Genomic DNA, 13,932 nt, shown 5'->3' on the forward strand with positions numbered 1-13,932 from the left:
CGAGCCACACGCCGACTGCCGGGGGGACGGACGCTCATGCAGGCAGACTCCCTCGCCGAACTGGTCGAGCTGAGTCCGGACGCGATCTGCGTCCACGAGAACGGCGTCCTCGTCTACGCCAACCGCGCCGCCCTCGAGACGTTCGCCGCGCGCTCGGCCGAGGAGGTCGTCGGCCGCCGGTTCACCGACTTCGTCGCCGAGGAGTCGCGGGCGGCGCTGCTGGCGAAGCTGGCGCGGCTGACCGAACCGGGGCAGGCGAGCGAGCCGGTCGAAGCGCTGATGTCGCGGCTGGACGGGAGCAAGTTCGCCGTGGAGACGGTGTCGGTGCGCCTCGGCGGCCGGCCCGCCTACCAGGTCGTCATGCGGGACATCACGGCGAAGAAGGCGGCCGCGGACGCCCTGCGCTACCAGGCCGCGCTGGTGTCGCACGTCAGCGACGCGCTGATCGCGACCACCGGCGAAGGGGTCGTGACCAGCTGGAACCCGGCCGCGGAGGCGGTGTACGGCTGGACCGCGGCCGAGGCCGTCGGGCGGCGGGCGAGCGAGCTGGTCGGCGCGCCGCTGGACCTGTGCGGCAGCGGGGTCACCGAGGCGGTGCACCGGCGGCGGGACGGCGCGCCCCTGGCGGTCCGCGTTTCGGCGGCCGAGATGAACGACGGGTACGTGCTGGTCTGCGCGGACGAAACCGCGCGGCGGCGGGCCGAGCAGAACTACCGCACGGTCGTCGCGTCGCTCGACGAAGGCGTGCTGGTCATGGGGGCCGGCGGGCTGATCGAGGCCGCGAACCCGGCCGCGTGCCGGATCATCGGCGTCGCCGAAGCCGACCTGATCGGCGTCCCGTGCCACACGCTGGTGCTGTTCACCGAGTCCGGGCACTGGATCCCGCCGGACGAGACGCCGTCGGTGCAGACGCGGCGGACCGGCGTCACGCACAACGGCCTGGTGGTCCGGTTGCGGCGGCCCGACGGCCGTGACGTCTGGGTGTCGCTGACCTCGCGGCTGCTCAACCCCGACGACCCGGCGGCGCTGGCGGTGGTGACGTCGTTCACCGACATCACCGAGACCCGCGCGATCAGCGCGCAGCTCGCGCACGACGCCACCCACGACCCGCTCACCCGGCTGGGCAACCGGACGCTGGTGCTCGACCGGCTCGCCGCCGACCGGCGCGGCGCGGTCACCGTGCTGTTCCTCGACCTGGACAAGTTCAAGGTCATCAACGACTCGCTCGGGCACTCGGTCGGCGACCAGGTGCTGCGGATCGTCGGCGAGCGCCTGCGCCGCTGCTCCGGACGCGAAGACCTGGTCGGGCGGCTCGGCGGCGACGAGTTCGTCGTCGTCACCGGTGAGGTCACCGAGCCCGGCGAGGTGCGGGCGCTGGCCGAGCACCTGCGGGCCGCGCTGGCCGAGCCGATCGGCGTGCTCGGCAGGCAGCTGCACCTCGACGCGAGCATCGGCGTCGTGCTCGTCGGGGCCGCGGACCGCCGCAGCGCCGAAGACCTGCTGCGCGACGCGGACGTCGCGATGTACCAGGCGAAAACGCTCGGGCGCGGCCGGCACCACTTCTTCGACGTCGGCCTGCGCGAGCGGATGCAGCGACGGCTGCGGATGGAACAGGACCTGCGCGACGCGGTGCACGACGGCCAGCTCTGGCCCGCGTACCAGCCGGTCGTCGACCTGCGGAGCGGGGAGATGGTCGCGGTCGAGGCGCTGCTGCGCTGGACCCACCCCCGCCACGGCGCGATCTCGCCCGCGGAGTTCATCCCGCTGGCCGAGGAGAGCGACCTGATCAACGTGATCGGCAAGGAGATGCTCCGCGCGACCACGCGCGAGCTGGCCGCGCGGCGGGCCGGGCAGGGCTTGGACCTGACGTTGAAGGTCAACTTGTCGACGCGCCAGCTCGACGACCCGCACCTGGTGCCCGCGGTGCGGGACGCGCTGGCGCAGACCGGGCTGCCGGCCGCCGCGCTGTGCCTGGAGGTCACCGAAAGCGCGTTGATGCGCGACCAGGAGGCGGCCGCGGAAGTGCTGGCGTCCCTGCGGTCGCTGGGGGTGCTGCTCGCGATCGACGACTTCGGCACCGGCTATTCGTCGCTCGCGCAGCTGCGGCGGCTGACGCTGGACACGCTGAAGATCGACCGGTCGTTCATCACCGGGATCGCCGAGTCGCGGGACGCCGAGGCGATCGTCACGAGCATCATCGCGATGGCGCACGCGGTCGACCTGACGGTGATCGCCGAGGGCGTCGAGTCGGCGGAGCAGGTGGATCTGTTGCGCGAGTTGGGGTGCGACCAGGCGCAGGGCTACCACCTCGGCCGCCCGGTGGCGGCGGCCGAGCTGTTCGGTCAGTAGATCTTCAGGAGCCGGTCCAGTTCGTCCGGCGTCAGCTCGATGCCGAAGTCCTTGAGGGTGGCGTCGAGTTGCTCGGGGCCGATCGTGGTGGTTTCCGTGGTGCCGTCGGGTTTTTCGACGGTGAGTTCGCGGCCGAGCAGTTTCCGGCTGACGCCCGGTTCGAGCGTCATGATCACCAGCCGGCCGGTGAACGGCGACTTCGGGTGCGTCGAGGTGTAGTGGTGGTAGACCTCGTAGTCGATGGGGTGCATGCCGTCGAGCCGGAAGTCGAGCAGGTCTTCGTCGCCCTTCTTGAGCGTCCACCAGCCGTTGTGTTCGACGAGCCGGTGCGGCCAGCCGGCCTGGTCGGTTTCCTGGCCGTCGACGAGCGGCATCGGGGCGAGGATGCCGGCACCGAAGCCGACGTCGGCGTGGAAGCGCCGGCCGTCGGCCTCGGCGACGAGCGTCATGTGGGTGTAGGGCCCGGGCCGCCGCGGCTGGACGCGCGCGGCGAGCCGGTGGACCGGGTAGCCGAGCTGTTCGAGGACGGCGGCGAAGAGGCCGCTCTGCTCGTAGCAGTAGCCGCCCCGCCGCCGTCCGACGAGCTTCGCGTGCACGACGTCGAGCGAAATCCCTTGGTGCTGCCCGAGAACGACGTCGACGTTCTCGAAGGGAATGGTCTGGACGTGGGCGCGCATGAGGTCTGCCAGCGCCTCCGCGGACGGTTCGCGGGCGGGCTGCCCGATTCGCGTCAGGTAGGCGTCCAGGTCGACGGCGTCGGTGCCCCACTCGGTGGTCATGGGTCCAGCGTGCACCCTCGACCTTGATCGAGGTCAAGCCTCGTGGACGATCTTCCGCACCTCGACGGCGGTGTACCGGGCATCGGGGATGAGGGCGGCCAGCTCGACGGCGCGCGCCTCGGTCTCGACGTCGACGATGTAGTACCCGCAGAGGAAGGCTTCGGCCTCGATGAAGGCACCGTCGCGGACATCGGCGGCGCCGTCCTTGACGCGCACGGTCCTGGTCTCGGCCGGTTCGGCGAGCGCCTTGGTCCCGGCCATTTCGCCGGTGTCGGTGATGAGCTTGATGAAGTCGCCGTGTCCTTCGTAGACGCCGTTCTTCTGCTCGTCGGTGAGGGTGGCCCAGAGGGTCGGGTTCATGTGGAGCGTGAGGAGGAATTTCATGCCCGGTGGTCGGAGCCTGTCCCGGCGTCCGGACACGGCTGGTTCGATATCACTCGTTCGGCGTAGCGACGAGGAGAAACCGCTGGTCGTCGATGGGCTTGCCCCAGAACGCGGGATCGTCGAGCATCCGCAGTTCGGTCGCGCACCCCGTCGCTTCGACGAGTTCGCGGCAGCGGCCGGGTCCGATCCCGGCGCCGGTGAACCAAAGGCCTTCGACGAGGATCAGGCGTCCGCCGGGCTTCAGCAGCTTCACCCAGTTCTCCAGCGCGGCGCCGGGGTCGGGCATGGCCCAGAGGACGTGCCTGGCGAGAACGACGTCATAGGTTTCACCGGTGGGCGGATCGGCGGCGTCGCCAAGGCGGAAGTCGACGGCACCCCGGGCTTTTTCCCTTGCGACGTCGAGCATCGCGGGCGAGGAGTCGATGCCGCGGACGTCGTGGCCGGCCTCGGCGAGAAGAAGGGAGAGGCTCCCGGTCCCGCACCCGAGGTCGACCACCTTCGCGGCTGCGGGAACCAGGGGGAGGAGGAGATCGGCCCAAGCCCGGCGGACGGAGGGGTCCTTGAGGCCGTGGTCGGGCTGCTCGTCGAAGGACGCGGCTTCGGCGTCCCAGGGATTCGTCGTCACGGTGGAATACTCCCGCGGTGGCAAAGCTTCCCGACGACACACCCTTCCCGTTTCGCGGCCGGGTCGTCTGGCTGACCGCCGAGCAAGGCGGTCGCAAGACCGGACCGCCGCGCGCCGACGACTACGTCGCGAACGCGTACGTCCCGCCCCAGACGGCGCACTCCGGCCTCGCGTCCTTCGCACTTCACGGCTTCGTGCCGGAAGCGCTCGTCTCGCCGGCCGCGGGGTGCTGGCCGATCGTCGACAACTCCGGCCTGTACCGGATCCAGGAGGGCACGGTCGTGGTGATCACCGAAGGCCCGCGGCCGGTCGGGTACTTCCACGTCGAGGAGGTGCACTGAGGTGGCCTACGTCAGGTTCCAGAGCACCGAGCCCGACCCCGACGGGCGGCACCCCGGCTTCTTCGGGCTGATCAACAACCTCAGTCGGGCCGGCAGGCTGACCCCGGCCCAGGAGGAGTTCCGCCGGGCAAACCACGCCTGGTACGAAGCGCACTACACGAACCCGTCCGAGGTGGACCCGACCGTCTACGACCCCTCGGTCAACCCGGGTGCGACCGCCTGGTTCAAGGAGTCCGCGGAAGCGCTCGTCGCCCGGGCGGACGGTTACCTCGAAGTCCTCGCCGCCCACGGCGTCGGCTGCACCAAGCTGGTGGCGCAGGAGGCGCCGGGCCGGATCGTCTACGAAGACGCCGACCAGATCGTCGTCGTGCCGCACCGAAGCTGAGTCCACGTACGAAAAAACCGCCCCGAGCCTTCGGGGCGGTTTTCGTTGCGGTGGCCAGGGCCGGGGTCGAACCGGCGACCTTCCGCTTTTCAGGCGGACGCTCGTACCAACTGAGCTACCTGGCCGGGAACGCCGGCGAGGAGCCGAACGATCTTGCGACCCTGACGGGACTCGAACCCGCGACCTTCGCCGTGACAGGGCGACGCGCTAACCAACTGCGCCACAGGGCCTTGCGTTTACTACTGTACTGCGTACTCCCAACGGGATTCGAACCCGCGTTGCCGCCTTGAAAGGGCGGAGTCCTAGGCCGCTGGACGATGGGAGCCCGGCCGGTTTCGGGTGACCGACCGACCGCGCTCTCAGGTCCCCCCGGGAGCGATTACAAGCATAGGGCACGCCGCCACCGCTTTGCAGCGGGGGTTCCTTAAGCCCCCGGCGTCGCCGCGACCTGCGCAAACAGCTCCGCCAGCCGCCGATCGAGCTCCGCTTGCTCCGGCTCGGTCAGCGCCGACTCGATCAGCTCGCCGATCCGATCGTCGGTGAGGGACTCGGCGCGGTGCCAGCGGTCGCGCAGATCCGGCTTGCGTTCGGCCGCCGCCACGAGCTCGTCGGCGGCCTCCGCCGGCCACGCCGTGCGCAGGAGCCGCTCGCGGCCGCCCTCCGGGTCGGCGATCACCGCCTCCGGCACCGTCACGCCGACCGCCCGCAGCGCCGCGAAGTGCAGTCCGCCGCGCAGTTCGCGGAAGAGCATCAGCGCGAACCCGAGCCGCTCGACGTCCCCCGCCGGACGCTCGGCGTTCCGCCAGCCGGCGAACAGCGCCAGCCCGCTGGCGTCCGCGGCGTCGGCGACGCGGAACAGCAGCTCCGCCAGACGCCCGGGCTCCGATACGGCCGAAAGGTTGACGCGCGACCACCGAGCCGATGACTCCGCGTAGGCGCGGACGGCCGAAGGCGCGTCCAGGGCCGCCATCGCGGGCGGCAGGACGAACTCGAACAGCCAGTGCGGGAAGATCCCGAACAGCTCCGCGGCGACCTTCGGCGGGACGTCCCCGAGCACGGCCGAACGCCCCCGCAGGTACAGCGAGCGCGGTGGCAACCCCACTTCTGCCTCGACGGCCGCCAGCTCCGGCGACGTCATGAACTTGCCGCCCAGCACCTGCACGACCGGCCGGATCCGGTTGGCCAGCCCCGCCGCGCCTTCGACCGTCGTCATGTCCGTCCCCTTTCGACCCAGCAAACGTAACACTGTTACGAAACCTGCGTCAAGGAAGCTCGGCAACCTCGGGAATCACTCACCGGAAACGGCGACAACCAGCAGGAACATCACCGGACAGGCCCGGCGGAACACCGCCAGGCCCCCGGCCTCAGCGCTGAACGGGCGCCTGCCCGTCCTCGTCCAGGTTCAACCCCAGCATCTCCAGCAGCTGCGCACAGTCCTCGACCCCCAGCGCACCATTCGCCACGGCCAGCCGAGCCCGCCGGACCTGATCGTCCGACACCCGCTGCGCATCCGCGGCACCACTCCGCTGAGCCGGCAACCCCCCGGCGAACGGAGCACTCCCCCCATCGGCACCTTCGTACCGAAGGAGGAACTGCCGCACTTCAACAGACCCGCTCATAGCCCCTCCACACGGCTCACAACAGCTTGGCCGCGAGGCTAACCAGCGCCGGCCGCCACACACAGCCCCCCGGAGAGTGAACCTGAGGCCACGCTCCGCTCAACGCAGCGCAATCGGCACACCGGAAGAAGCCCACCACCCGAACGACGGTCACCTGCGCCGGAAGTGACACCCCACGCGGAAATTTCCCGCTCTCCACTCGCCCGGGAAGGGAACTCGTGCAACAATCGAAGTGCTGACACACCCCCGGTCAGCGCCTGTGGAGATCCCCTCCGACCCCCGCGTTCCTCCCCCTGGCGCGGGGGTCCTCCATTTCTCGGGCCTGCTCGGGCTTCGCCCTTCGCCTGCCCGATTCATTCCGGCGTGCCGACCCGGGGGGCCGAGCCCCCCGGACCCCCACGGTGCGTCTCTCACGGCTCTTCGGGGTGGCTGGCTTCTCGCCTCGGGCGCTGTGCGCCCTGGCGATCTTCCTCCCTTTGCGCTCGCTCCCTTGCCTCTGCTGCCGCTCCTCGTCCCTCGCCTCGCGCTCCTCTTCCTGCCTTGCTTTCGCCCCGGCCTCTTCATCCCTCGCTCCTCGCTGCCCCCCTTGCCCCTCGCCTGCCTCTCGTTGCCTTGCCGCCCCATGCCTGCCGCCGTCGTCGCTGTCGCTCAGGCGCTCCCGGCGCCCAGTCAGCCCCGTCGCAGCGTTCGCCTCCCATCCACCGCTGCAACCCGGCCGCTCGTCGCTCCGGGCCCCGTCGCCACTTCCGCCTTGCGCCCCGGCTCCCCCAGCTCCGTCACCTGCGACAACCTCGGCCTTGAGCCGTGATCGACTCGGTGCGTTAGGCCTCTGTTGCTCTGTGCGTCGGCCCTCTAGTCCATTCGGGTCGCCGCTGGGCTGATTGGGGCGACCGCTTGGCGTGTTGTGGCTCACAGTGGTTTGTGTGGCGAGACCTAACCGTTATCGTGGCTGGCGTGCCTCTTCCCTCCCTTGGCCGCTTGAGCAGCCGGACGAACCTCAAAGCCGCGTCCTCCGGACGCCATCGTGGTGCCGCGAAGCCTGCGGATGATGGCGTTGTCGAGGACAAGGAACTCACCTCCTACCTCGCCGCACTCGCGCCAGATGCCGACAACGAGAGCACCGGCTCCGGCAAGCGCTTCGGCGAGGCGCAGGTCATCCAGCTCCGGATGAGCCTCATCGCCAACCAGCAGCTGAAGGACATCGCCGCCGAGCGGGAGATCTCGCCCCAGGCGCTCGCCCAGGAATGGATCCTCGAGCGGCTCAACTGGGAGGGCCAGGCCTCCTCGCTGCAGGACCAGCGGCAGCAGCACGCCGGCGACCTCACCGACCTCACCGACGAGTTCCACTTCCCCGCCGACGCCTTCGACGCGCCGGCCCTCGGACGTCGCTGAGCCCGAGAAACCACGAACACGAGAAAGGGCCCCCGGCGATCGGATCGCCGGGGGCCCTTCGCTCAGGCCTTTAAAACGCAGAGGGCCTGTTGATCAGATCGCGCGGACCTTCTGGGCCTGCGGACCCTTCTGACCCTGGCCGACCTCGAACTCCACCCGCTGGTTCTCCTCGAGGGTGCGGAAGCCGCGGCCCTCGATCTCCGAGTAGTGAACGAACACGTCGCCTTCGCCGCCGTCCTGCGCGATGAAGCCGAAGCCCTTCTCCGCGTTGAACCACTTCACAGTGCCTTGCGCCACCGCTGTACTCCTCGTTACACAGATCCGCTTCGAATGCCACCGAAGCGGCACCCCGACCGTCCCGGGCGGTTCCAACGAGTCGAGTCAAGAGCGGGTCGGCTCCATGGCTCGCGTCAGAAGTTCCGCGAGTGTGAAGCCACTAACACGCAAAACGACGGCCTGAGAGCAGACTACCGGGATCTGGCCAAAGTTGAACCCCGTGATCGAGGCGAAAACCGCCTGTCCGGGCCAAGGTCACCGGAACGTCGTAGGGCTCCCACCGCGTTCTGTCGGACCCACCGGATAGTCTTGCGCAGCACAGCGACACCGTGATCACCGGATACGGCTCGGAGTCGCCCGTGCCCCCTCAGTGAAAGCATTCGCGGACTATTGTGACCTTCGTCACGCCGATGTTGCTCAACGTCGCCGGTCCACGGGACGTCTCGATGAGGGGAAGCACCAAAGGGGCAAAGGGGAATGGGTGTGACGGTGAGGACTTCCACGCGGCGCCGGGGCGCTGCAGTGGCACTGGGCTTGGTCGCGGTACTCACGCTGGGGGCGTGCAGCAGCGAACCGACCGTGTCGGCGAGCGGGACTTCGGGCGGGGGCCCGACCCAGTCGCCGGCGCCCACCGCGCAGCCGGCGAAGCTGACGGTGACGCCGGCGGGCGGCGCCCAGGACGTGCCGCCGGGCGAACCGGTCGGCGTGCAGGTCGCCGACGGGACGATCGTCTCGGTCACGCTGACCAACCCGGACGGCAAGCAGGTCCAGGGCCAGACGTCGGCGGACAAGAAGAGCTGGACCACCACCGAGCAGCTCGGCTACGGCAAGACCTACACGTGGTCGGGCCAGGTCAGCGGCTCCGACGGCAAGAACGTGCCGATCAGCGGCGCGTTCACCACGGTGAAGCCGAAGCGGCAGATGTCGGCCAGCCTGAACGTCGGCGACGGGCAGACGTACGGCATCGCGATGCCGATCGCGCTGACCTTCCCGAGCCGCGTCACCGACAAGGCGTCGGTCGAGAAGGCGCTGTCGGTCGAGACCACGCCGAAGACCGAGGGCTCGTGGGGCTGGATGAACGGCGACACCTCGGTGCACTGGCGGCCCAAGGAGTACTACAAGCCGGGCACCACGGTGAAGGTCAACGCCAAGATCTACGGCGTTAAGCTCGGTGACGGCGTGTACGGCAAGCAGGACGTGTCGGCCAGCTTCACCATCGGCCGCTCGCAGATCGTCAAGGGCAACACCCAGCAGCACACGATGCAGGTGATCCGCGACGGCCAGCAGATCGCCGACTACCCGGTGAGCTACGGCCTCGACTCCGACCCGGGCCGCGTCACCCACAGCGGCGTGCACGTGGTGATGGGCAAGCAGGCGACGTACGCGATGAGCAACCCGAAGTACCACTACGAGAACGTCGTGGTGCCGTGGGCGGTCCGGATCTCCAACAACGGCGAGTTCATCCACGGCCTGGCGGCGTCGGTCTGGGCGCAGGGCAAGAAGAACGTCTCGCACGGCTGCCTGAACCTGTCGCCGGCGCGGGCGAAGGAGTACTACGACGGCGTGCTCACCGGTGACCCGGTGGAGATCACCGGCAGCACGCAGACGCTGACCGCGAAGGACGGCGACTACAGCGACTGGACGTACGACTGGGCCAGCTGGCAGAAGCTGTCCGCGCTCGCGGGCTGAGACCACTGAGGAACACCGAGCGGCCGGGAAGTCCATCGCGACTTCCCGGCCGTTCGCGTTTTCCCCGGAACCCGATGCAACCCCGGCGATCACCCGCCGCATGACTAGGGGCAGAGGCGCGACGATCCCGGTCGCGCCCGCGAGAATGAGGAGCTGTCTTGCGTATCCGCATCGCCCTGACCCTCGGCGCGCTCGTGCTCGCCGGTGGCGCCCTTTCCGGTGGCATCGCCCTGGCGGACCAGGCGCAGCCGGCGCCGCCGACCACCGCCCGGCCGACCGAGGCGCCGTCCGCGGTCCCGACGGCCACCCGCGCTCCCCAGCCGCCGTCCGCCGCGCCCGCGCCGCGGGAGACGACCCGGCCGGCCCGCACCGGACCGGCTCCGCGCGTCCCCCGTGCCGTGCCCGCCGGCCCGACCGGTGACCTGCACCTGCCGGCCATCGGGGTGACCCGGTAGCCAGGTGATCTCCCGTTCCCGTCCGTCGACCGGGCCGGGCTCGCCGTGGGACGGCGAGTTCGCCCGGTACTTCGGCGAGCGCGGGCACAGCCTGCGGTCCACCGCCTTCCTGCTCTGCGGGGATTGGCACCAGGCGGAGGACCTCACGCAGGCCGCGCTGCTGAAGCTCTACCTGGCCTGGCCGAGGCTGTCGCGCCACGACGCCTTGGACGCCTACGCCCGCAAGGTCGTGCTGCGCACGTTCCTCGCCGAGCACCGGCGCAGCAGGTGGAAGCGGGAGCGCCTCACCGACACCCCGCCGGAACTCCCGGTGGAACCGGCCGCCGGAGACCGGGACGAACTGGTCCGGCAGGCCCTGGCCGTACTGGCCCCCAAGCAGCGCGCTGTGCTGGTGCTGCGGTACTTCGAGGACCTGAGCGTCGAGGAGACGGCGAAGGCGCTCGGCTGCAGCACCGGCACGGTGAAGAGCCAGGCCTCCCGCGGCCTGGCGACGCTGCGCAACCGGCTCGGCCCGCACTACGGTGCGCTGACGTTCAGCGCGACCACGGAGGGGAGGTGACGAAGATGGAGCCCGAAGACGACGTCCGCGCGTTCCTGACCGGCGCGGCCGGCGGCACGCAGCCGCCGATGCGCCTCGAAGCCGCCGACGTGATCGAACGCGGCGGCCGGGTCCGGCGACGACGCAAGCGCTTCGCCGTGGCGGGCACCTCGGCGGCGACGGCGGTCGTCCTGGCGGTGGCCGGTTTCCTGGCCGGGCACCGCGCCGGCCCGCCGGCACCGGTGGAACCCGCCGGGCCGGGGCTGTCCACGATCGGCACCAGCTCCCCCGCGGCGACGCCGTCCCCGGAGGTCGCGCCGGCGACGTCGGTCGCGCCGCCGGCGGCCGAGCCGAGCCGCACGCCGTCGCGTGCCACGCGGGCCCCGCAGCCGCCGTCGGCGGGCCGGTCGTCGCCGCGGTCCGTGCCGGTGACCAGCCGGCCGTCCTCGGGGCCGAGCGAACCGGATACGCCGCCGGCGACCACGTCCCGCTGACGTTTTCGCAGCTCAGGGCCTGTGCCGCAGATCACCGCCGCGATGTGGGTTTCTGACGAAATACCCGTCCGGGTCGGGGCGATATGCCCTGTGGTGTTCCGATCGGACACCGCAGGAACTGCTCAGCCGGTCGCTTCGCCGCCGGCCCGAGACCCCGAGGAGGAAGCACATGGTGCTCGCCGCACTGATCGTCGAAACCGGAATCGCTGTCGTGGCTGCGGGTGCGCTCGCCGCTTGGTCCCGCAAGCGCTTCACTCCTCGCAGCGAAGCGAACTGACCCACGGCGCACGGGTGCCCCGTCCGGTGATCCGGACGGGGCACCCGGCTATCCGGCGCACCGCTCAGCGCTGAGCGGCCGCGGAGGCCAGCTTTCCGCCGGTGCCTTCGGTGTCGATCTGTTCCATCGGCACCTGCGACGTCTCCGGGATCTTGATGATCGGGATGATCGCGATCAGCGCCGCCGCCATCAGGTAGTACGCCGGCCAGTCCTCGTTGCCGGTGCTCTTGATCAGCGCCGTCACGATGACCCCGCACGTGCCGCCGAACAGCGACGTCGAGACGTTGTAGCCGATCGCGAACGAGCCGTAGCGCACCCGCGTCGGGAACATCGCCGGGAACGTCGAGCCGATCACGGCCAGCATGAAGACCAGCAGGATCGCCACGACCAGGAACCCGACGAACAGCCACAGGATGCTGCCGGACTGCATCAGCTTCAGGCACGGCCAGCTCAGCACGAGGAACCCGATGGCCGCGGTGAGCAGCAGCGGTTTCCGCCCGATCCGGTCGGACAGCGCGCCGAGCGGGATGATGATCGCCATCTGGATGACTTCGACCGCGATGATGATCAACGTCGAGGTGTTGTCGTTGATCTTCAGCGTGTCGGTGAAGTACGTCGGCATCGTGGTCAGCAGCAGGTAGTCCGCGACGTTCAGCAGCAGCACGATGCCGATCAGGTTGAGGATCATCCGCCAGTTGCGGACGAAGATCTCCTTGAGCGGCGCCTTCTTCGGCGCTTCGCCCGCGGCTTCCATCCGGCGGAACTCGGGGGTGTCCTCGAGCTTGTTCCGCAGGTAGAGCCCGATCAGGCCGAGCGGCAGGGCGACGAAGAAGGGGATCCGCCAGCCCCAGGCGTCGACCTGGTCGGCCGTCAGGGACAGCGTCACCGACAGCACCACGAGGTTGCCGAGCACGTACCCGGCGAGCGTGCCGAGCTCGAGGAAGCTGCCGAAGAAGCCACGGCGTTTCGTCGGCGAGTACTCGGCGATGAACGTCGCCGCTCCGCCGTACTCACCACCGGTGGAGAAGCCCTGGATGATCCGCAGCAGCAGGATCGCGATCGGCGCCGCGATGCCCATGCTGTAGCCGCCGGCGTACGTCGGCAGGACGCCGACCAGGAACGTGCAACCGGACATCAGCAGGATCGTGATGGCGAGGACGCGCTTGCGGCCGATCTTGTCGCCGAGCGGCCCGAAGAACGCCCCGCCGAACGGCCGCACGATGAACCCGACCGCGAGCAGCGCGAGCGACTTCAGGACGGCGTTGCCTTCGCCGGGGAAGAAGAGCGTCCCGATGCTGGTGGCGATCGCTCCCGAGGTGAAGACGCCGTAGTCGTACCACTCGGTGGCGTTGCCCATCGCGGACGCCCACACGGCGCGCTTGACGGTTCTCTCGTCCACTGACGGTTTGCCCGTCGTTGCTGCTGGTTCACTCATGCCGGCGACGACCTCCTCCGTGCAGTGCCCATTGGGCCGTTCGAGCTCATCAACCCAGTCTTGACCGGCTCTCCGGGGTCGGCAGCCTGAGCCGCGATTCTTCTACGGTGGGGAACTTTCCGGCTACTGAGAGATATGCGTTTCCTGCTCACGCTGCGGGTCGCGCGCGGCGCGCCGCTACCGGCGAGTTAACGTCAGCGCATGAGTCGTGTTTCTCAACCCTGGCCGCCGGTGCCGGTGGAGCCGGCGGTCCCGCACCCGAAGGCGCCGGCGCCGGGTACCGAGCTCGGCGTGCACTTCAGCGAGTGCTTCGGCTGCGGCGACGAGGCCGACGCGGGCCTGCACCTGCGGTCGGCGGTCGGCGAGGGCCAGGTGATCCACTCGCGGTTCACCGTGACCGCGGCGCACCAGGGCGCGCCCGGGCTGGCCCACGGCGGGTTGCTGGCCTGCGCGTTCGACGAGGCGCTCGGCTCGACGGTCGGCAACCTGATGCGCCGGCCGGCGGTCACGGGCAAGCTCGAGACGGACTTCCGCCGCCCGGTCCCGGTCGGCTCGACGCTGTTCATCGAGGCGCGGCTGGACGGCATCGCGGGCCGCAAGATCTACGTGAGCGCGGACGGCCGCCTGGACGCCGAGGACGGCCCGATCGCGGTGAGCGCGCGGGCGCTGTTCATCGTGGTCGGGTTCGAGCACTTCAGCACGCACGGCGACCCGGAGGCGCTGGAGAAGCTGGCGGCGCAGCACGAGAAGAACCAGCAGCGGCAGCGCGAGGAACGCGACTGGGAGATCAACCCCTAGGTGTAGTGCCCTGTGAGGTTGGGGACGCGGCTGGCGGGTGGTTTGCCGCCGAGTGCGGTGTGGCCGCGGTGGTAATTGTAGGTGTGCAACCACCCC

At 70.2% G+C, this 13,932-nt stretch carries 16 protein-coding genes and 3 tRNA genes; 9 read left to right on the forward strand and 10 right to left on the reverse strand.

Going from position 1 to position 13,932, the window contains the following annotated elements:
* The first annotated feature begins 36 nt into the window (after window positions 1–36).
* Entirely contained in the window at window positions 37–2,349 is a 2,313-nt protein-coding gene (locus AB0J40_RS33505; RefSeq protein WP_364461136.1) for an EAL domain-containing protein, read from the forward strand.
* Here the strand turns inward: AB0J40_RS33505 and AB0J40_RS33510 are convergent.
* Genes AB0J40_RS33510 through AB0J40_RS33520 form a run of 3 tightly spaced genes read right to left on the reverse strand, consistent with a single transcriptional unit; the run spans window position 2,343 to window position 4,137 of the window.
* On the reverse strand, window positions 2,343–3,128 hold the full coding sequence (locus AB0J40_RS33510; RefSeq protein WP_364461139.1) for an arylamine N-acetyltransferase: 786 nt from the start codon (window positions 3,126–3,128) through the stop codon (window positions 2,343–2,345). The genes AB0J40_RS33505 and AB0J40_RS33510 overlap by 7 nt on opposite strands.
* A 33-nt stretch (window positions 3,129–3,161) precedes the next feature.
* Entirely contained in the window at window positions 3,162–3,512 is a 351-nt protein-coding gene (locus tag AB0J40_RS33515; protein WP_364461142.1) for a YciI family protein, read from the reverse strand.
* A 49-nt stretch (window positions 3,513–3,561) separates the two neighbouring features.
* Complete coding sequence (locus tag AB0J40_RS33520) at window positions 3,562–4,137, reverse strand: class I SAM-dependent methyltransferase (RefSeq protein ID WP_364461145.1); 576 nt, start codon at window positions 4,135–4,137, stop codon at window positions 3,562–3,564.
* 17 nt (window positions 4,138–4,154) lie between these two features.
* Between AB0J40_RS33520 and AB0J40_RS33525 the strand changes: the two genes are divergently transcribed.
* Window positions 4,155–4,478, forward strand: a complete 324-nt coding sequence (locus AB0J40_RS33525; protein ID WP_364461148.1) for a hypothetical protein — start codon at window positions 4,155–4,157, stop codon at window positions 4,476–4,478.
* A gap of 1 nt (window position 4,479) precedes the next feature.
* Window positions 4,480–4,863 (forward strand): hypothetical protein, encoded by a 384-nt coding sequence (locus AB0J40_RS33530; protein ID WP_364461151.1) that lies wholly within the window; start codon window positions 4,480–4,482, stop codon window positions 4,861–4,863.
* A gap of 51 nt (window positions 4,864–4,914) precedes the next feature.
* On the opposite strand, the gene AB0J40_RS33535 is transcribed toward AB0J40_RS33530, so the two are convergent.
* The 5 genes from AB0J40_RS33535 to AB0J40_RS33555 form a co-directional block, all read right to left on the reverse strand.
* Window positions 4,915–4,988: transfer RNA gene (locus tag AB0J40_RS33535), tRNA-Phe, on the reverse strand.
* Window positions 4,989–5,019: 31 nt separating this feature from the next.
* Window positions 5,020–5,093, reverse strand: a tRNA-Asp gene (locus tag AB0J40_RS33540).
* A 22-nt stretch (window positions 5,094–5,115) separates the two neighbouring features.
* Window positions 5,116–5,188 (reverse strand) — tRNA-Glu (locus tag AB0J40_RS33545).
* Between the two features lie 99 nt (window positions 5,189–5,287).
* A complete protein-coding gene (locus AB0J40_RS33550) occupies window positions 5,288–6,076 on the reverse strand; it encodes a hypothetical protein (RefSeq protein WP_364461154.1) in 789 nt (262 codons plus the stop codon).
* Window positions 6,077–6,227: 151 nt separating this feature from the next.
* Entirely contained in the window at window positions 6,228–6,482 is a 255-nt protein-coding gene (locus AB0J40_RS33555; RefSeq protein WP_364461157.1) for a hypothetical protein, read from the reverse strand.
* 954 nt (window positions 6,483–7,436) lie between these two features.
* Here AB0J40_RS33555 and AB0J40_RS33560 point away from each other — a divergent pair.
* Window positions 7,437–7,874, forward strand: coding sequence for a hypothetical protein (locus tag AB0J40_RS33560; RefSeq protein ID WP_364461160.1), 438 nt, complete (start codon window positions 7,437–7,439; stop codon window positions 7,872–7,874).
* A 93-nt stretch (window positions 7,875–7,967) separates the two neighbouring features.
* Here the strand turns inward: AB0J40_RS33560 and AB0J40_RS33565 are convergent, their stop codons facing one another.
* Window positions 7,968–8,171 carry a cold-shock protein gene (locus tag AB0J40_RS33565; protein WP_003097368.1) on the reverse strand — a complete coding sequence of 68 codons (204 nt, stop codon included), beginning with the start codon at window positions 8,169–8,171 and terminating at the stop codon, window positions 7,968–7,970.
* 456 nt (window positions 8,172–8,627) lie between these two features.
* Here AB0J40_RS33565 and AB0J40_RS33570 point away from each other — a divergent pair, with 456 nt between their 5' ends.
* From AB0J40_RS33570 to AB0J40_RS33585, 4 genes are all read left to right on the forward strand, one after another.
* The gene (locus tag AB0J40_RS33570; protein ID WP_364461162.1) at window positions 8,628–9,839 is read left to right on the forward strand and encodes an Ig-like domain-containing protein; all 1,212 of its coding nucleotides are present in this window, start codon (window positions 8,628–8,630) and stop codon (window positions 9,837–9,839) included.
* Window positions 9,840–9,997: 158 nt separating this feature from the next.
* A complete protein-coding gene (locus tag AB0J40_RS33575) occupies window positions 9,998–10,294 on the forward strand; it encodes a hypothetical protein (protein ID WP_364461165.1) in 297 nt (98 codons plus the stop codon).
* Window positions 10,295–10,298: 4 nt separating this feature from the next.
* Window positions 10,299–10,853: a SigE family RNA polymerase sigma factor gene (locus AB0J40_RS33580; protein ID WP_364461168.1), complete on the forward strand. Its 555-nt coding sequence runs from the start codon at window positions 10,299–10,301 to the stop codon at window positions 10,851–10,853.
* 5 nt (window positions 10,854–10,858) lie between these two features.
* Window positions 10,859–11,326 (forward strand): hypothetical protein, encoded by a 468-nt coding sequence (locus AB0J40_RS33585; protein WP_364461186.1) that lies wholly within the window; start codon window positions 10,859–10,861, stop codon window positions 11,324–11,326.
* 341 nt (window positions 11,327–11,667) lie between these two features.
* Here AB0J40_RS33585 and AB0J40_RS33590 read toward each other — a convergent pair whose 3' ends face one another.
* On the reverse strand, window positions 11,668–13,002 hold the full coding sequence (locus AB0J40_RS33590; RefSeq protein ID WP_364461171.1) for an MFS transporter: 1,335 nt from the start codon (window positions 13,000–13,002) through the stop codon (window positions 11,668–11,670).
* 237 nt (window positions 13,003–13,239) lie between these two features.
* Between AB0J40_RS33590 and AB0J40_RS33595 the strand changes: the two genes are divergently transcribed.
* On the forward strand, window positions 13,240–13,836 hold the full coding sequence (locus tag AB0J40_RS33595) for a PaaI family thioesterase (RefSeq protein ID WP_364461174.1): 597 nt from the start codon (window positions 13,240–13,242) through the stop codon (window positions 13,834–13,836).
* Window positions 13,837–13,932 lie beyond the last annotated feature (96 nt).

It is taken from the genome of Amycolatopsis sp. NPDC049691, from assembly GCF_040675005.1.
Classification (GTDB): Bacteria; Actinomycetota; Actinomycetes; order Mycobacteriales; family Pseudonocardiaceae; genus Amycolatopsis.